General features: G+C 47.4%; 31 protein-coding genes and 1 rRNA gene. All 32 read right to left on the reverse strand.

Going from position 1 to position 16529, the window contains the following annotated elements; genetic code table 11:
• Positions 1-211: ribosomal RNA gene (locus EQP46_RS00095) — 16S ribosomal RNA — on the reverse strand; the annotation flags it as partial.
• A 1047-nt stretch (positions 212-1258) separates the two neighbouring features.
• Positions 1259-1645: a 50S ribosomal protein L17 gene (gene rplQ, locus EQP46_RS00100; RefSeq protein WP_017009811.1), complete on the reverse strand. Its 387-nt coding sequence runs from the start codon at positions 1643-1645 to the stop codon at positions 1259-1261.
• A gap of 35 nt (positions 1646-1680) precedes the next feature.
• Complete coding sequence (locus EQP46_RS00105) at positions 1681-2670, reverse strand: DNA-directed RNA polymerase subunit alpha (RefSeq protein ID WP_002541536.1); 990 nt, start codon at positions 2668-2670, stop codon at positions 1681-1683.
• Positions 2671-2693: 23 nt separating this feature from the next.
• A complete protein-coding gene (rpsD, locus tag EQP46_RS00110; protein ID WP_129491725.1) occupies positions 2694-3314 on the reverse strand; it encodes a 30S ribosomal protein S4 in 621 nt (206 codons plus the stop codon).
• A 30-nt stretch (positions 3315-3344) separates the two neighbouring features.
• Positions 3345-3734 carry a 30S ribosomal protein S11 gene (rpsK, locus tag EQP46_RS00115; protein ID WP_002541534.1) on the reverse strand — a complete coding sequence of 130 codons (390 nt, stop codon included), beginning with the start codon at positions 3732-3734 and terminating at the stop codon, positions 3345-3347.
• A gap of 15 nt (positions 3735-3749) precedes the next feature.
• On the reverse strand, positions 3750-4106 hold the full coding sequence (gene rpsM / locus EQP46_RS00120; RefSeq protein WP_129491726.1) for a 30S ribosomal protein S13: 357 nt from the start codon (positions 4104-4106) through the stop codon (positions 3750-3752).
• 147 nt (positions 4107-4253) lie between these two features.
• Positions 4254-4367 carry a 50S ribosomal protein L36 gene (gene rpmJ / locus EQP46_RS00125; RefSeq protein ID WP_000868186.1) on the reverse strand — a complete coding sequence of 38 codons (114 nt, stop codon included), beginning with the start codon at positions 4365-4367 and terminating at the stop codon, positions 4254-4256.
• Between the two features lie 26 nt (positions 4368-4393).
• Positions 4394-5719, reverse strand: a complete 1326-nt coding sequence (gene secY, locus EQP46_RS00130) for a preprotein translocase subunit SecY (protein WP_017009808.1) — start codon at positions 5717-5719, stop codon at positions 4394-4396.
• A gap of 22 nt (positions 5720-5741) precedes the next feature.
• The gene (rplO, locus tag EQP46_RS00135) at positions 5742-6176 is read right to left on the reverse strand and encodes a 50S ribosomal protein L15 (RefSeq protein ID WP_074928856.1); all 435 of its coding nucleotides are present in this window, start codon (positions 6174-6176) and stop codon (positions 5742-5744) included.
• Between the two features lie 4 nt (positions 6177-6180).
• Positions 6181-6360, reverse strand: coding sequence for a 50S ribosomal protein L30 (gene rpmD, locus EQP46_RS00140; RefSeq protein WP_002541431.1), 180 nt, complete (start codon positions 6358-6360; stop codon positions 6181-6183).
• 6 nt (positions 6361-6366) lie between these two features.
• Positions 6367-6864 carry a 30S ribosomal protein S5 gene (rpsE, locus tag EQP46_RS00145; protein WP_129491727.1) on the reverse strand — a complete coding sequence of 166 codons (498 nt, stop codon included), beginning with the start codon at positions 6862-6864 and terminating at the stop codon, positions 6367-6369.
• 13 nt (positions 6865-6877) lie between these two features.
• Positions 6878-7231 carry a 50S ribosomal protein L18 gene (rplR, locus tag EQP46_RS00150; protein WP_017009806.1) on the reverse strand — a complete coding sequence of 118 codons (354 nt, stop codon included), beginning with the start codon at positions 7229-7231 and terminating at the stop codon, positions 6878-6880.
• A gap of 9 nt (positions 7232-7240) precedes the next feature.
• Entirely contained in the window at positions 7241-7774 is a 534-nt protein-coding gene (rplF, locus tag EQP46_RS00155) for a 50S ribosomal protein L6 (protein ID WP_129491728.1), read from the reverse strand.
• A gap of 10 nt (positions 7775-7784) precedes the next feature.
• On the reverse strand, positions 7785-8177 hold the full coding sequence (rpsH, locus tag EQP46_RS00160) for a 30S ribosomal protein S8 (protein WP_129491729.1): 393 nt from the start codon (positions 8175-8177) through the stop codon (positions 7785-7787).
• 23 nt (positions 8178-8200) lie between these two features.
• Complete coding sequence (gene rpsN, locus EQP46_RS00165; protein WP_129491730.1) at positions 8201-8506, reverse strand: 30S ribosomal protein S14; 306 nt, start codon at positions 8504-8506, stop codon at positions 8201-8203.
• 17 nt (positions 8507-8523) lie between these two features.
• Positions 8524-9063 (reverse strand): 50S ribosomal protein L5, encoded by a 540-nt coding sequence (rplE, locus tag EQP46_RS00170; RefSeq protein ID WP_017009802.1) that lies wholly within the window; start codon positions 9061-9063, stop codon positions 8524-8526.
• A gap of 15 nt (positions 9064-9078) precedes the next feature.
• Positions 9079-9393, reverse strand: a complete 315-nt coding sequence (rplX, locus tag EQP46_RS00175; RefSeq protein WP_017009801.1) for a 50S ribosomal protein L24 — start codon at positions 9391-9393, stop codon at positions 9079-9081.
• 12 nt (positions 9394-9405) lie between these two features.
• Positions 9406-9777 carry a 50S ribosomal protein L14 gene (gene rplN / locus EQP46_RS00180; RefSeq protein WP_017009800.1) on the reverse strand — a complete coding sequence of 124 codons (372 nt, stop codon included), beginning with the start codon at positions 9775-9777 and terminating at the stop codon, positions 9406-9408.
• A 160-nt stretch (positions 9778-9937) separates the two neighbouring features.
• Positions 9938-10192, reverse strand: coding sequence for a 30S ribosomal protein S17 (gene rpsQ / locus EQP46_RS00185; RefSeq protein ID WP_129491731.1), 255 nt, complete (start codon positions 10190-10192; stop codon positions 9938-9940).
• Positions 10192-10383: a 50S ribosomal protein L29 gene (rpmC, locus tag EQP46_RS00190; RefSeq protein ID WP_017009798.1), complete on the reverse strand. Its 192-nt coding sequence runs from the start codon at positions 10381-10383 to the stop codon at positions 10192-10194. Before rpmC ends, rpsQ begins: the two co-directional genes overlap by 1 nt.
• Positions 10383-10793, reverse strand: a complete 411-nt coding sequence (gene rplP / locus EQP46_RS00195) for a 50S ribosomal protein L16 (RefSeq protein ID WP_129491732.1) — start codon at positions 10791-10793, stop codon at positions 10383-10385. Before rplP ends, rpmC begins: the two co-directional genes overlap by 1 nt.
• A gap of 11 nt (positions 10794-10804) precedes the next feature.
• Complete coding sequence (gene rpsC, locus EQP46_RS00200) at positions 10805-11494, reverse strand: 30S ribosomal protein S3 (RefSeq protein WP_002541419.1); 690 nt, start codon at positions 11492-11494, stop codon at positions 10805-10807.
• 19 nt (positions 11495-11513) lie between these two features.
• Positions 11514-11846 (reverse strand): 50S ribosomal protein L22, encoded by a 333-nt coding sequence (gene rplV, locus EQP46_RS00205; RefSeq protein WP_129491733.1) that lies wholly within the window; start codon positions 11844-11846, stop codon positions 11514-11516.
• A gap of 11 nt (positions 11847-11857) precedes the next feature.
• Positions 11858-12136 carry a 30S ribosomal protein S19 gene (gene rpsS / locus EQP46_RS00210; RefSeq protein WP_016962015.1) on the reverse strand — a complete coding sequence of 93 codons (279 nt, stop codon included), beginning with the start codon at positions 12134-12136 and terminating at the stop codon, positions 11858-11860.
• Positions 12137-12154: 18 nt separating this feature from the next.
• Positions 12155-12979 (reverse strand): 50S ribosomal protein L2, encoded by an 825-nt coding sequence (gene rplB, locus EQP46_RS00215; protein ID WP_017009795.1) that lies wholly within the window; start codon positions 12977-12979, stop codon positions 12155-12157.
• A gap of 18 nt (positions 12980-12997) precedes the next feature.
• Positions 12998-13300 carry a 50S ribosomal protein L23 gene (gene rplW, locus EQP46_RS00220; RefSeq protein WP_129491734.1) on the reverse strand — a complete coding sequence of 101 codons (303 nt, stop codon included), beginning with the start codon at positions 13298-13300 and terminating at the stop codon, positions 12998-13000.
• Entirely contained in the window at positions 13297-13899 is a 603-nt protein-coding gene (gene rplD / locus EQP46_RS00225) for a 50S ribosomal protein L4 (protein WP_017009794.1), read from the reverse strand. The genes rplW and rplD overlap by 4 nt, the downstream gene beginning before the upstream one ends.
• A 16-nt stretch (positions 13900-13915) precedes the next feature.
• Positions 13916-14545 carry a 50S ribosomal protein L3 gene (gene rplC / locus EQP46_RS00230; RefSeq protein WP_129491735.1) on the reverse strand — a complete coding sequence of 210 codons (630 nt, stop codon included), beginning with the start codon at positions 14543-14545 and terminating at the stop codon, positions 13916-13918.
• A gap of 14 nt (positions 14546-14559) precedes the next feature.
• Positions 14560-14871, reverse strand: a complete 312-nt coding sequence (gene rpsJ / locus EQP46_RS00235; RefSeq protein WP_005501283.1) for a 30S ribosomal protein S10 — start codon at positions 14869-14871, stop codon at positions 14560-14562.
• A gap of 442 nt (positions 14872-15313) precedes the next feature.
• Positions 15314-15793, reverse strand: coding sequence for a bacterioferritin (bfr, locus tag EQP46_RS00240; protein ID WP_017014393.1), 480 nt, complete (start codon positions 15791-15793; stop codon positions 15314-15316).
• A gap of 83 nt (positions 15794-15876) precedes the next feature.
• Positions 15877-16068, reverse strand: a complete 192-nt coding sequence (locus EQP46_RS00245; RefSeq protein ID WP_129491736.1) for a (2Fe-2S)-binding protein — start codon at positions 16066-16068, stop codon at positions 15877-15879.
• Positions 16069-16269: 201 nt separating this feature from the next.
• A partial coding sequence (locus tag EQP46_RS00250; protein ID WP_476729638.1) for an EF-Tu C-terminal domain-related protein occupies positions 16270-16529 on the reverse strand: 260 nt, incomplete at its 5' end.

Here is a 16529-nt window from a genome sequence, read left to right on the forward strand (position 1 = left end):
CCTCTTTGGTCCGTAGACATCATGCGGTATTAGCAGTCGTTTCCAACTGTTATCCCCCACGTCAGGGCAGGTTCCCAGCCATTACTCACCCGTCCGCCGCTCGCCGCCCAACAAATCACCCGAAGGGTCAATGTTGTCGCTGCCGCTCGACTTGCATGTGTTAGGCCTGCCGCCAGCGTTCAATCTGAGCCATGATCAAACTCTTCAATTAGAATTTTGTTGTTATCACCATTTCCGAAGAAACAGTTCTAACGCTCAATGAATACTGAATTACTTTTTTGCCCGTAGGCAAAACTGCATTGCTGTGTTGATAGCATCACTTCGAAAAGTTCCACCATCTTGGTCACTCAGTGCATTGATAAATCTTTATGTCTATCAAATACGAGTGCCCACACAGATTGTATAGGTCAAATTGTTAAAGAACGTTGACTATAGAAGCGTTCGCTTCTCATCGTCAGGGCTGCGAATTTTACGCTGCCGGGCGATGAAGTCAAGAAGAAATTTTGAGATTTTTCAGCGTGGTGTTCACCACATCCAAAACGTCTTGTTGACTCCCTTCAACCGCGATAAGCACTGGGCTTTTCCGTTGAAGCAGGCGGGCATTCTACTGATTGATAAGGTCACGTCAAGCGTTTATTTTCAATCAATTTTGAACCCGTTTCGCCATCCTGATCCAGTGGCCAGTTCCGTATGTAGTAGGTCGCCGTGTCAGTGAGGTCGCATTATAGGGACGGTTCAGATCTTGGCAAGGGCTTTTTTATGATTTCTTATAAAAAAGTGCCTCTTTGGACAGATCACAATCGAACACCCTCTTTTCACACATCTTATCAACAGCTACCCCACAAGCAGCGGTGTATATCTATTATTTTTGCTCAAGGCCTCCCCCTCAGCCTGTCTTTCCACTTGCTATAGTCATCACCTCAAGAGTGGCTAAATACTTACAGCTTCGAACTTAGTTAAGTGTGACAGCTGGAGATTGTAGATGTAGATGTAGATGTAGATGTAGATGTAGATGTAGATGTAGATGTAGATGTAGATGTAGATGTAGATGTAGATGTAGATGTAGATGTAGATGTAGATGTAGATGTAGATGTAGAAAAGCGTTGCCCTTCCCTATATAGAAGTCAACCTAAAAGTGACAAACTAGGGACAATGAATAGAAGAGAAACAAAGATGAAGAATGAGTGGGACTTAAGATCTTTAGATAAATAAAAAGCCAGGCTTACGCCTGGCTTTTTATTCGATAGGTTCCGCGTGCTTATTCAGCAGCTTCCTCAGCAGATTGCTCAGGACGGTCTACCAACTCGATGTAAGCCATAGGGGCTTTATCGCCTGCGCGAACACCGCATTTCAGAATGCGAGTGTAACCGCCTGCACGAGAGGCAAAACGTGGACCTAGTTCGTTGAACAGCTTCGCTACAACTTCGTCGTTACGAGTGCGAGCGAATGCAAGACGACGGTTAGCAACACTGTCGTTCTTTGCTAGGGTAATCAATGGCTCAATTACGCGGCGCAGCTCTTTTGCTTTTGGCAAAGTAGTTTTGATAACTTCGTGAGTTACCAGAGAGCTAGCCATGTTGCTGAACATCGCTTTACGATGACTGCTGTTGCGATTGAGTTGACGACCACTCTTACGATGGCGCATGACCTAATCCTTCTAACTAAGTAATCAGTATCTGATTAATCTTCAGCGATTGATGCTGGAGGCCAGTTTTCCAGGCGCATACCCAGAGACAAACCACGTGAAGCCAGCACGTCTTTAATTTCAGTCAAAGACTTTTTACCAAGGTTAGGCGTCTTAAGAAGCTCAACCTCAGTGCGCTGTACCAGATCACCGATGTAGTGGATCGCTTCTGCTTTCAAACAGTTAGCAGAGCGAACAGTTAGTTCAAGATCGTCTACAGGACGCAGTAGGATCGGATCGAACTCTGGCTTCTCTTCTTTCTCTTCAGGAACTCGTACATCACGAAGATCTACGAATGCATCCAATTGTTCAGCAAGAATTGTTGCTGCACGACGAATGGCTTCCTCAGGATCAAGCGTACCATTGGTTTCCATATCGATAACCAACTTGTCTAGGTCAGTACGCTGTTCAACACGTGCTGCTTCAACATTGTAAGCAATACGGTCTACTGGGCTGAACGTCGCATCAACAAGCAGACGGCCGATAGGGCGCTCGTCTTCTTCAGTGTGAATACGGGCTGACGCTGGTACATAGCCGCGACCACGCTCTACCTTGATTCGCATGCTGATTTCAGCATTTGAGTCAGTCAAGTGGCAGATTACGTGTTCTGGGTTCGCAATCTCAACACCACCGTCGTGGGTGATGTCGCCTGCAACAACAGGGCCTGCACCAGACTTATTAAGAGTAAGAATGACTTCATCTTTACCCTCTACCTTAACGGCTAGGCCTTTAAGGTTAAGCAGGATTTCCAGGATATCTTCCTGTACACCCTCTTTGGTGCTGTACTCGTGCAACACGCCATCAATTTCTACTTCAGTCACTGCGCAACCAGGCATAGATGACAGTAGGATGCGACGTAGAGCATTACCTAGTGTGTGACCAAAGCCACGCTCTAGCGGCTCAAGAGTTACTTTTGCGTGCGTCGAGCTTACTTGTTCGATGTCAACTAGACGCGGCTTAAGAAATTCTGTTACAGAACCCTGCATTGTGTCCTCTCTTTAGTTTAGCCTTACTTAGAGTAAAGCTCGACGATCAGGTGTTCGTTGATGTCAGCAGACAAATCTGAACGCTCTGGTAGGCGCTTGAAAGTGCCTTCCATTTTGTTGCTGTCTACTTCGATCCAAGTTGGCAGCTCGCGCTGAGCAGCAATTTCAAGAGCTGCTTTAATGCGTGCTTGGTTCTTAGCTTTCTCACGAATGCTAACAACGTCGTTGGCCGTTACCTTGAAAGAAGGAACGTTAACCACTTTGCCGTTTACTAGGATCGCCTTGTGGCTTACCAGCTGACGTGATTCAGCGCGAGTTGCACCGAAGCCCATGCGGTAAACTACGTTGTCTAGACGACCTTCTAGAAGTTGCAGCAGGTTTTCACCTGTGTTGCCTTTCAGGCGTGCAGCTTCTTTGTAGTAGTTACGGAATTGTTTTTCTAGAACGCCGTAAGTACGACGAACTTTTTGCTTCTCACGAAGCTGAACGCCGTAATCAGACAGACGACCGCGACGAGCGCCGTGTACGCCTGGGGCGTTATCAATTTTACACTTGGTATCAATCGCGCGTACGCCTGACTTTAGGAACAAGTCAGTACCTTCGCGACGGCTAAGCTTCAGCTTAGGACCCAAATATCTTGCCATGATCTTTCTCCAGAATTCTAAGAAACAGCGTTATACGCGACGTTTCTTAGGTGGACGACAACCGTTATGTGGGATCGGAGTCGCATCAACAATGTTAGTGATGCGGAAACCAGCCGCGTTCAGTGCACGAATAGTTGATTCGCGACCTGGACCTGGACCCTTAACCATAACTTCGAGGTTCTTCAGGCCATATTCTTTAGCCATCTCACCACAACGCTCAGCAGCAACCTGTGCAGCGAACGGAGTTGATTTACGAGAACCACGGAAACCAGAACCACCTGCAGTTGCCCAAGCTAGAGCATTACCCTGACGGTCAGTAATGGTTACGATTGTGTTGTTAAAAGACGCATGGATGTGCGCTACGCCATCAGCAACTTGCTTGCGTACGCGTTTACGTGCGCGATTTGGTTGTTTAGCCATTTCTACCTACCCCGATTATTTCTTGATCGGTTTGCGCGGACCCTTACGGGTACGTGCGTTGGTCTTCGTACGCTGGCCACGTAGTGGCAAGCTGCGACGATGACGCAAACCGCGGTAACAGCCAAGGTCCATAAGACGCTTGATGTTCATTGAAACTTCACGACGTAGATCACCTTCTACAGTGTATTTGGCAACGCCATCACGCAGTAGATCGATCTGCTCTTCAGATAACTCACTGATCTTAGTGCTTTCAGCAATACCTGTCTCAGCTAGGATAGCTTGAGAACGGGTTTTACCGATACCGTAGATCGCAGTTAGTGCGATTACAGCATGCTTATGATCAGGAATGTTAATGCCTGCAATACGGGCCACTATTCACTCCTAGTACTTTTTCAAGAAGAACCGCTGCAAAGCCCGTGTAGGATACGCAGCGGCAAAACCACTTCTTTTGCACACACAAAAGGTGGGCTGGCTAATGTAGCCAGCCTGCCTAAATTTTGCAAGAAAAATATTCTGCTATTAGCCTTGGCGTTGTTTATGCTTTGGCTCACTGCAGATCACGCGAACGACACCGTTACGCTTGATCACTTTACAGTTACGGCAGATTTTCTTAACGGAAGCACGAACTTTCATTGCTAAACTCCGTAGATGTCAATCTGTTAGCGGCCGTAGCCTTTCAGATTGGCTTTCTTCAACACGGACTCATATTGTTGAGACATCAGATGTGTCTGAACTTGAGCCATAAAGTCCATGATTACCACGACTACGATAAGTAGGGAAGTTCCGCCAAAATAGAAGCGTACGTTCCAAGCAATCATCATGAACTCGGGGATCAGACAGATAAAGGTGATATACAACGCACCCGCAAGGGTTAGTCGAGTCATTACTTTATCAATGTACTTTGCAGTCTGCTCGCCCGGGCGAATACCAGGTACGAATGCACCAGACTTCTTCAGATTGTCTGCCGTCTCACGCGGGTTGAAAACCAACGCCGTGTAGAAGAAACAGAAGAAGATAATCGCCGCTGCATAAAGGATTACATACAGAGGTTGACCAGGGCTAAGTGCCAAAGACACATCAGCAAGCCAACTAAACTGTTCACTTTGGCCAAACCATTGGGCCAAGGTGCCTGGGAACAGGATAATACTTGATGCAAAAATCGCTGGGATTACGCCTGCCATATTAATTTTTAATGGCAAGTGAGTGCTCTGCGCTGCGAAGACACGACGGCCTTGTTGACGCTTGGCATAGTTAACGACGATACGACGTTGACCACGCTCCATGAACACTACAAACGCGATGACAGCGAAAGCAATTACCGCAATCAACAGAAGAAGAAGCACGTGCAATTCACCTTGACGTGCTTGCTCCGCTGTCTGTCCGATAGCTGATGGCAATCCTGCAACGATACCCGAGAAGATAATCAGGGAAATACCGTTGCCGATTCCGCGCTCAGTGATTTGCTCACCTAACCACATCAAAAACATGGTGCCGGTAACCAAACTCACAACAGCAGTAAAGTAGAATCCGAAGCCTGGGTTTTCGACCAGACCAGGGATCATACTTGGCAACCCTGTAGCAATACCAATTGCTTGGAAGGTTGCTAAAACAAGCGTGCCGTAGCGGGTGTACTGGCTAATCTTACGACGACCAGACTCCCCTTCTTTTTTCAACTCAGCCAAGGCTGGGTGTACTACGGTCAAGAGTTGGACAACGATCGATGCCGAAATATACGGCATGATACCCAACGCTAGTATAGAAGCACGCTCGAGTGCACCACCAGAGAACATGTTAAACATCTCAATGATGGTGCCTTTTTGCTGTTCGAACAGATCGGCAAGTACAGCAGCGTCAATACCAGGAATCGGCACAAAAGAACCGGCACGGAATACTAATAACGCACCTACCACAAAGAGTAGACGGCTTTTTAGTTCCGCAAGTCCACCTTTTGCACTGTTAAAATTTTGTCCTGGTTGTTTTGCCATCTGTACCTCGTCCTCGAGCTAATTATTCCTCGATTTTACCGCCAGCAGCTTCAATAGCAGCTTGAGCACCTTTGGTAACGCGAAGACCTTTAACTGTTACTGAACGCGCGATTTCACCAGACAGTACAATTTTCGCTGTACGAATGTCTTTAGTGATCACGTTAGCCGCTTTCAGAGTTTCAAGGCTCACTACGTCACCTTCAACTTTTGCTAGTTCGCTTAGACGAACTTCTGCAGCAGTTAGGCTCTTGCGAGAAGTAAAACCAAATTTTGGCAGACGTTGTTTCAAAGGCATTTGACCGCCTTCGAAACCTGGGCGTACAGAACCACCTGAACGTGATTTCTGACCTTTGTGACCGCGGCCACCAGTTTTGCCCAGGCCTGAACCGATACCACGACCCAAACGCTTCTTAGAAGGTTTAGAACCCGCAGCCGGAGATAGAGTATTCAAACGCATGTGATTACTCCTCCACTTTAACCATGTAGTAAACTTGATTGATCATGCCGCGTACGCAAGCAGTATCTTCAAGCTCAACAGTGTGGTTGATGCGACGAAGGCCTAAGCCACGCAGTGTAGCTTTATGCTTCGGCAAACGACCGATAGAGCTACGTGTCTGAGTTACTTTAATAGTTTTAGCCATGTCGAATTACCCCAGAATTTCGTTTACAGGCAGGCCACGTTTAGCAGCTACCATTTCTGGAGACTTCATACCACCCAAACCATCAATCGTTGCACGAACGATGTTGATTGGGTTAGTAGAACCGTATGCTTTCGCCAGAACGTTGCGAACACCCGCAACTTCTAGAACCGCACGCATCGCACCACCGGCGATGATACCCGTACCTTCTGATGCAGGTTGCATGTACACTTTAGAACCAGTGTGGCGACCTTTAACAGCGTGGTGAAGAGTACCTTCGTTCAGCGCAACAGTAACCATGTTACGGCGCGCTTTTTCCATTGATTTTTGAATAGCGGCAGGTACTTCACGGGCTTTGCCGTAACCGAAACCTACGCGACCATTGCCATCACCAACTACAGTAAGAGCGGTGAAGCTAAAGATGCGACCACCTTTAACCGTCTTTGAAACACGGTTAACAGCAATCAGCTTCTCATGCAAATCACTTTGTTGTTTTTCGTTAGCCATCTTTCCGCCTACCTTAGAATTTCAGACCAGCTTCACGGGCAGCATCTGCCAGTGCAGCCACGCGGCCGTGGTATTGGAAACCGGAGCGGTCAAAAGCAACAGTTTCGATGCCTTTTTCCAGCGCACGTTCAGCAATAGCTTTACCTACAGCTGAAGCAGCGTCTTTATTACCGGTGCCTTTAAGTTGCTCACGGATCGCTTTTTCTAAAGTAGAAGCGGCAGCGATAACCTCGGAGCCGTTTGCAGCGATAACCTGTGCATACACGTGACGTGGAGTACGGTGTACTACCAGGCGAGTCGCACCCAGTTCAGCAATCTTGCGACGTGCTCGGGTCGCACGACGGATACGAGCAATTTTCTTATCCATAGTGTTACCTTACTTCTTCTTAGCTTCTTTAGTACGCACAACTTCGTCAGCGTAACGAACACCTTTACCTTTGTAAGGCTCAGGCTGACGGTATGCGCGGATGTCAGCAGCAACTTGACCAACCTGTTGCTTGTCCATACCAGTAAGGACAATCTCAGTTTGGCTTGGGCATTCTGCTTTAACGCCTGCAGGCAATTCGTGCTCAACAGGGTGAGAGAAGCCCAAAGTCAGAGCTACTGCGTTACCCTTGATAGCGGCACGGTAACCAACACCTTTCAGCATTAGTTTCTTGGTAAAGCCTTCAGTAACACCAACAACCATGTTGTTCACAAGTGCACGTGCAGTACCTGCTTGGGCGTTAGCCTTCACAATACCTTCGCGCGGTGCAAACGTCACAGCGTTGTCTTCTTGGCTTACTACCACTGCTTCATTGATAACACGGCTTAGTTCGCCCTTGCTACCCTTAACAGTGATTTCCTGACCGTTAAGTTTCACCTCTACGCCGGCAGGAATTACTACGGGTGCTTTTGCAACACGAGACATTTCCTACTCCTTACGCTACGTAGCAGATGATTTCGCCGCCCAGACCCGCTTTGCGAGCTGCTCGGTCGGTCATCAAACCTTTAGAAGTTGATACTACAGCAATACCCAGACCAGCCATTACAGAAGGCAGCTCATCTTTTTTCTTGTAGATGCGCAGACCTGGACGGCTAACACGTTGGATTTGCTCGATAACTGGTTTCGCTTCGAAGTACTTTAGAGTAACTTCTAGCTCTGGCTTAACGTCGCTAGTTACAGCGAAATCAGCCACATAACCTTCAGCTTTCAGCAGCTCAGCAATTGCCACTTTTAGCTTTGACGAAGGCATTTTTACAGCAACTTTAGCTGCTGCCTGACCGTTACGAAGGCGGGTCAGCATATCCGAAATCGGATCTTGCATGCTCATAAGTCTTTACTCCCGTGATTCAATTACCAGCTCGCCTTACGCAGACCCGGAATCTCGCCTTTCATGCAAGCTTCACGGACCTTGATTCGGCTAAGGCCGAATTTACGTAGGTAGCCATGTGGACGCCCAGTCTGGTTACAACGATTACGTTGACGAGACTTTGCAGAATCACGCGGTAGAGTTTGAAGCTTCAGGACTGCGTCCCAACGCTCTTCTTCGGTCGCGTTAACGTTTTTGATGGTAGCTTTAAGAGCAGCGCGCTTTTCAGCGAACTTAGCTACCAGCTTCGCGCGTTTAACTTCGCGCGCTTTCATTGATTGCTTAGCCATTACAGTAACCCTTCACCTTACTTACGGAATGGGAAGTTAAAGGCAGCCAGCAGAGCTTGACCTTCCTCATCAGTCGCCGCAGAGGTCGTGATAGTAATATCAAGACCACGGATACGATCTACTTTGTCGTAGTCGATCTCTGGGAAGATGATTTGCTCACGAACGCCCATGCTGTAGTTACCGCGACCGTCGAAAGATTTCGAACTTACGCCACGGAAGTCACGCACACGTGGTAAAGCGATTGAAATCAAACGCTCAAAGAAATCCCACATACGCTCGCCACGTAGGGTTACTTTACAGCCAATCGGGTAGCCCTCACGGATCTTGAAGCCAGCGACAGATTTACGTGCTTTAGTGATAAGCGGCTTCTGACCAGTAATAGTGGTCATATCTGAAGCTGCGTTCTCAAGCAGTTTCTTATCGTTGATTGCTTCGCCCACACCCATGTTCAGGGTGATCTTTTCGATCCTTGGGACTTGCATGATACTCTTGTATTCAAACTTTTCAGAAAGTTCTTTTACAACAGTCTCTTTGTAGTAATCATGCAGTTTCGCCATAGTACTACTCCAAACTTACTTAATAGTTTCGCCATTCGACTTGAAGAAACGAACTTTTTTGCCGTCTTCAAATCGGAAGCCTACACGGTCTGCTTTACCAGTTGCTGCGTTGTAGATAGCAACGTTAGAAACGTCAACTGCGGCTTCTTTTTCAATAATGCCACCTTGTTGGCCAAGAGCCGGTACAGGCTTTTGGTGTTTCTTAACTAGGTTGATACCTTCAACGATAACTTTACCAGTAGTCAGAACCTTCGATACTTTACCTTTCTTACCTTTATCTTTACCGGTAAGAACGATAACTTCGTCTTCACGACGGATTTTAGCTGCCATTTCAATCGCTCCTTACAGAACTTCAGGCGCTAGAGACACAATCTTCATGAACTTATCGCCACGAAGCTCACGTGTCACAGGGCCAAAAATACGAGTACCGATAAGTGCTTCTGTCGTGTTGTTCAACAAGACGCAAGCATTACGGTCGAAGCGAATGACAGAGCCGTCTGGACGACGAACGCCTTTACGGGTGCGAACTACAACCGCCTTCAGAACATCACCTTTTTTAACTTTACCGCGTGGGATTGCATCCTTAACGGTAACTTTGATGACATCGCCGATATGGGCGTAGCGACGGTGTGAACCACCCAGCACCTTAATACACATTACGCTTTTAGCGCCGGAGTTATCGGCTGCATCCAGCATACTTTGCATTTGGATCATGGTTAGTGCTCCGCTGTTATTACATCTAGACCCATCACGGGTCGGGCTGCCTCTTTACAAGGGCGGCGAATAATAACACTATTTTTTTAAGATGAATAGATAAAAAATAAACGGCCCCGCAGTTGGAGCCGTTTTATTTTTAACCGTTGGAAAGTTTGCCTTACAGGCGCGCTTTCTCAACTACGCGTACCAGAGTCCAAGACTTAGTCTTAGACAATGGACGGCACTCACGAACTTCAACGGTATCGCCTTGGGCGCATTCGTTGTTTTCGTCATGAACGTGCAGTTTAGTTGTACGCTTGATGAACTTACCGTAGATCGGGTGTTTCACCTGGCGTTCGATAGCAACAACGATAGACTTATCGCCTTTGTCGCTTACTACACGGCCTTGTTGAGTACGGATTTGGTCGCTCATTATGCGTTGCCCTTCTGGTTCAGAACGGTTTTAACACGTGCGATATCACGACGAACAGTCTTCAGAGTGTGAGTTTGCTGAAGTTGACCAGTTGCAGCTTGCATACGCAGGCTGAATTGCTCACGCAACAGACCCAACAGCTCTTCATTAAGCTGCTCTACGCTCTTTTCGCGAAGTTCTTGTGCTTTCATCACATCACCGCCTTAGTTACGAAAGTGGTTTTGATTGGTAGTTTACGTGAAGCTAGCTCGAACGCTTCGCGAGCTAGAGTTTCAGAAACACCATCCATCTCGTACAGGACTTTACCTGGTTGGATTTGTGCAACCCAGTAGCTCACAGAACCCTTACCTTTACCCTGACGAACTTCCAGAGGTTTAGTAGTGATCGGCTTGTCTGGGAAGACACGGATCCAGATTTGACCCTGACGCTTAATGTGACGAGTCATTGCACGACGTGCAGCTTCGATCTGACGCGCAGTAATACGACCACGACCAACAGCCTTAAGGCCGAAGGAACCGAAGCTTACGTCAGTACCTGAAGCAAGACCGCGGTTACGGCCTTTAAAAGCCTTGCGGAACTTAGTACGTTTTGGTTGAAGCATCGATAGACTCCTTACTTACGGCCTTTACGCTGCTTCTTAGGCTTGTCAGCCTGTGGCTCAGCAACTGGCATACCGCCTAGAACTTCACCTTTGAAGATCCAAACTTTAATACCAATTACACCGTAAGTGGTGTGAGCCGAAGAAGTTGCGTAATCAATATCAGCACGAAGGGTGTGCAATGGCACACGACCTTCACGGTACCACTCGGTACGAGCGATTTCAGCGCCGCCTAGACGACCGCTTACTTCCACTTTGATACCTTTGGCGCCTAGACGCATTGCGTTTTGTACCGCGCGCTTCATAGCACGACGGAACATAACACGACGCTCTAGCTGAGAAGCGATGCTATCACCAACCAATTGAGCATCAAGCTCTGGCTTGCGTACTTCTGCGATGTTGATTTGCGCAGGTACACCGGCTAGTTGAGCAACGCGAGCGCGTAGTTTTTCTACGTCTTCGCCTTTCTTACCGATAACAACACCTGGACGAGCAGTGTGAATAGTCACACGGATGCTCTTCGCAGGACGCTCGATAACGATGCGAGATACAGACGCTTTAGACAGTTCTTTAGTAAGGAACTGACGTACCTTGAAGTCGCCGTCTAGATTGTCAGCGAAATCTTGGCTGTTAGCAAACCAGGTGGAATTCCAAGGCTTACAGATGCCAAGACGAATACCATTAGGATGTACTTTTTGACCCATTGCTTTCTCTCCTACTCTCTTAGCGGTCTGCTACAACAACAGTGATGTGGCTAGAACGCTTCAAGATGCGATCGGCACGGCCTTTTGCACGAGGCATAATGCGCTTCATGACAGGACCTTCGTCAACGAAGATTTTAGCGACGTTAAGATCGTCGATATCAGCACCTTCGTTATGCTCGGCGTTTGCGATAGCAGATTCCAGAACCTTCTTCACTAGGTCAGCAGCTTTTTTGTTGCTGAAAGTTAGAATTTCTAGTGCTTGTGCAACGTTTTTACCGCGCACTTGATCTGCAACCAAACGTGCTTTCTGAGGCGAGATACGAGCAAAGCGATGTTTAGCAATAGCTTCCATTTCTTAACCCCTTAACGCTTCTTAGCTTTCTTATCTGCAGCATGGCCGCGATAAGTACGTGTTGGTGCAAACTCGCCCAGCTTGTGACCGATCATCTCTTCAGTGACGAAAACAGGTACATGCTGACGACCATTATGGACAGCGATGGTCAAACCGATCATCTGAGGGATGATCATTGAACGACGGGACCAAGTCTTAACAGGCTTTTTGTCACCGCTTTCCAACGCTTTCTCTACCTTCTTCAGCAAGTGCAGGTCAATAAATGGACCTTTCTTGAGAGAACGTGGCATGGCGTATCCTCTTTAAAATTACTTGTTACGACGACGTACGATGTACTTGTCGGTACGTTTGTTCTTACGGGTCTTGAAGCCCTTAGTTGGCATACCCCATGGTGATACAGGGTGACGACCGCCAGATGTACGACCTTCACCACCACCGTGTGGGTGATCCACTGGGTTCATTGCTACACCACGTACGGTAGGACGAACGCCCTTCCAACGAGTTGCACCAGCTTTACCCAATTCACGCAGCATGTGTTCTGCGTTACCAACTTCACCGATGGTCGCACGACCTTCAGAAAGAACCTTACGCATTTCGCCAGAACGCAGACGGATGGTTACGTATGCGCCGTCGCGAGCAACGATTTGTGCGTATGCACCAGCTGAACGAGCCAGCTGTGCACCTTTACCAGGCTTCAGTTCAACACAGTGAACAGTAGAACCTACTGGGATGTTGCGCATTGGCAGGGTGTTACCCGCTTTGATCGCAGCATCTGCGCCAGATTGAATCTGGTCACCAGCTTTCAGGCCTTTAGGTGCAATGATGTAACGACGTTCACCGTCTGCGTACAACACTAGTGCAATGTTCGCGCTACGGTTTGGATCGTATTCAAGACGCTCAACTTTCGCTGGGATACCGTCTTTAGTACGTTTGAAGTCAATTACACGGTAGTGTTGCTTATGACCACCACCGATGTGACGTACTGTGATACGACCGTTGTTGTTACGACCACCAGACTTAGAGTTTTTCTCTAGCAGTGGTGCGTAAGGCTTACCTTTGTACAGGTCAGCGTTAACAACTTTAACGACGTGACGACGACCCGGTGAAGTAGGCTTACATTTAACAATTGCCATTTTTTATACTCCTCCGTCTTACTCAGCGCCGCCAGCGAAGTCGATGTCTTGACCTTCTTTCAAGATAACGTACGCTTTTTTGACGTCTGAACGACGACCTTGGCGCATACCTTGACGTTTGGTCTTACCCTTAGTGATAAGAGTATTTACAGACTTAACTTCAACTTCGAACAGTTTCTCAACTGCCGCTTTGATCTCTTTCTTAGTCGCAGTCATCGCTACTTTGAATACGATAGTGTTACCGTTTTCAGCAGCCATGGTTGCTTTTTCAGAGATGTGCGGAGCACGTAGAACTTTAAGAATACGCTCTTCAGTGATCATCCCAGCATCTCCTCAACTTGTTTAACTGCTGCTGCAGTCATAACTACTTTGTCGAAAGCGATCAGGCTAACTGGGTCGATGCCTGCTGCATCACGTACGTCAACTTTGTACAAGTTGCGTGCCGCAAGGAACAGATTCTCATCAACTTCTGCAGTTACGATCAGAGCTTCAGTCAGTTCAAGCTCTTTTAGCTTAACGATCAGCTCTTTTGTCTTTGGAGCTTCTACTGAGAAGTTGTCAACAACGATCAGACGATCTTGACGAACTAGCTCAGACAGGATGCTCTTAAGAGCACCACGGTACATTTTCTTGTTAACTTTCTGGCTGTGGTCCTGAGGACGAGCTGCGAAAGTTACACCACCCGAGCGCCAAATTGGGCTACGGATTGTACCTGCACGGGCGCGACCAGTACCCTTCTGACGCCATGGCTTAGCACCACCACCGCGTACATCTGAACGGGTTTTCTGAGCACGGGTACCTTGACGGGCACCGGCTGCGTATGCAACGACTACCTGGTGAACCAGGGCTTCGTTGAAATCACGCCCGAAGGTAGTTTCGGAGACAGTTAGCGCATCAGCGCCTTTGACTACCAATTCCATTACTAACTCCTCGACGTTACGCTTTAACGGCTGGTTTAACGATCACGTTGCCACCTGTAGCACCTGGTACTGCACCTTTAATAAGAAGCAGATTGCGCTCAGCGTCAACACGTACGATCTCTAGGTTTTGAGTAGTTACCTGCTCAGCACCCATGTGACCTGCCATTTTTTTGCCTTTGAATACACGGCCTGGAGTTTGACATTGGCCAATTGAACCCGGTGCACGGTGAGACAAAGAGTTACCATGGGTCATATCTTGAGTACGGAAGTTCCAACGCTTAACAGCGCCTTGGAAGCCCTTACCTTTAGATGTACCAGTAACGTCAACTTTCTTGATTTCTGCGAACAGATCTACGTTTAGCTCAGCGCCAACTTCGAACTCTTCACCACCATCCAGACGGAATTCCCACAGACCACGACCAGCTTCTACACCTGCTTTCGCAAAGTGACCAGCTTCTGGCTTAGTTACGCGGCTTGCTTTCTTAGCGCCTGAAGTTACTTGGATTGCAGAGTAACCATCTACTTCAGGAGTACGTACCTGAGTTACACGGTTAGTTTCTACTTCTACAACGGTTACAGGGATTGAAACGCCTTCTTCTGTGAAGATGCGAGTCATGCCCACTTTACGACCGACTAGACCAATCATGCTTAATTCCCCTCTTAACCTAGGCTGATTTGAACATCAACGCCCGCAGCAAGGTCAAGACGCATCAGTGCGTCAACAGTTTTATCTGTTGGCTCAACGATGTCGATCAGACGCTTGTGAGTACGGATTTCGTACTGGTCACGTGCATCTTTATTAACGTGCGGAGAAATAAGAACGGTGAAGCGCTCTTTACGAGTTGGTAGTGGGATTGGACCACGTACCTGCGCACCAGTGCGCTTGGCGGTTTCAACGATTTCCGCAGTAGACTGATCGATCAAACGATGATCGAAAGCCTTCAGGCGGATACGGATACGTTGGTTCTGCATTAGACAGAGCTCCAAATAAAAAAATTACACAAACAATATCGCCACTCTACCGCGTCAAGACGAGGGAATGCCGATTGATTTATGTGAAACCGTAGTGTCGAATTCCGACACATTGTCAGCCATTTATCATGACTGCGAACATAAGCGGAGTATACATTACAGACTAATCAGGCAATGCCTACAGCGACCAGTCTTCCTCCTGAGCTCATTGGTTCACAACTGCACTTACAAAGACGTGTTGTCTCAGGCAGTGCGGGCATTATACAGATCACAAATACGTTTGCAAGCCATGTCCAAAAAATAGTCAGAGGAACGAAAAAAGGGGGTTACAGAAGAGAACAAAGCTGAGAGATAAGCCATTGCTTTCATGAAAAATAAGAAATGAAACGATGCGGGGAAGCCCTCGATAAAAATATCTATCGAAGGCCAATTTATTCAGCTATCAGTCTTCAGCTTCTATCATCTGCGCTTGGTTGTAGTTTTGAATTCCCACTTTATCGATAAGTCCAAGCTGAGTCTCTAACCAATCAACATGCTCTTCTTCATCTTCAAGAATATGATTGAACAAATCACGAGACACGTAATCTCGAACGCTTTCGGCGTATTCGATAGCATCTCTCAAGTCTGGAATGGCATCCATCTCTAACGCTAAATCGCATTCGAGTATTTCTTTTGTGTCTTCACCAATGCGCAGTTTTCCGAGGTCCTGCAGGTTCGGGATGCCTTCGAGGAAAAGAATGCGCTCGATAAGATCGTCCGCATGTTTCATTTCATCAATTGACTCTTCGTACTCTTTATCCGCGAGTACTTTTAATCCCCAATCTTTATACATTCGGGCATGAAGGAAGTACTGGTTGATGGCAATCAGTTCATTGCCGAGGGCTTTGTTGAGGTGTTGGATGATTTTTGGATCAGATTTCATCGCGCGCGCTCCTTTTTCAGCATCTACTAAATGTAGAACTGATTAAGGCGCTGTCAATCGCGCAATTGGGACAGAGGCGCTTTCTAACTGGCCTGCTTAAACATGGCTATGGTTGAGATCTCATTGAGTAGTTCTTTCGTTGGGCGGATGCATTTTCCACATTGGGAGCCCAGCGGGGTGATACGACGAATACCTTGGATATCTGTAACCCCCTGCTCGAAAGCAAGTTTCTTAATTTTCTTATCTGATATTCCGTGGCATAAACAAACGTACATGAACAACTCTCTCATTAAGCTACTATGAGAATGTAAACGAGAATGGTTCACATTACAAATTGTATTTATCGATTGAACATAGAGCTTGCTAACAGGAAAACCGTTGATGCTTTCATCGTCAGCGTTACTAGCTGAAAAATAGGCATTAAAAAAGGACGCCGAAGCGTCCTTTTTTTAGCATTGTGCTATCGAGGCTTAAAATTAAGCAACGATCTTAGCAACAACACCCGCACCTACAGTACGGCCACCTTCACGGATAGCGAAACGTAGACCTTCGTCCATCGCGATTGGCGCGATCAGAGTAACAGTCATAGAAACGTTATCACCAGGCATTACCATCTCAACGCCTTCTGGCAGTTCGATAGTACCGGTCACGTCAGTTGTACGGAAGTAGAACTGTGGACGGTAGCCTTTGAAGAACGGAGTATGACGGCCGCCTTCATCTTTCGACAGAACGTAGA

Origin of the sequence: Enterovibrio baiacu, from assembly GCF_004120195.1 — a bacterium.
Lineage (GTDB): Bacteria > Pseudomonadota > Gammaproteobacteria > Enterobacterales > Vibrionaceae > Enterovibrio > Enterovibrio baiacui.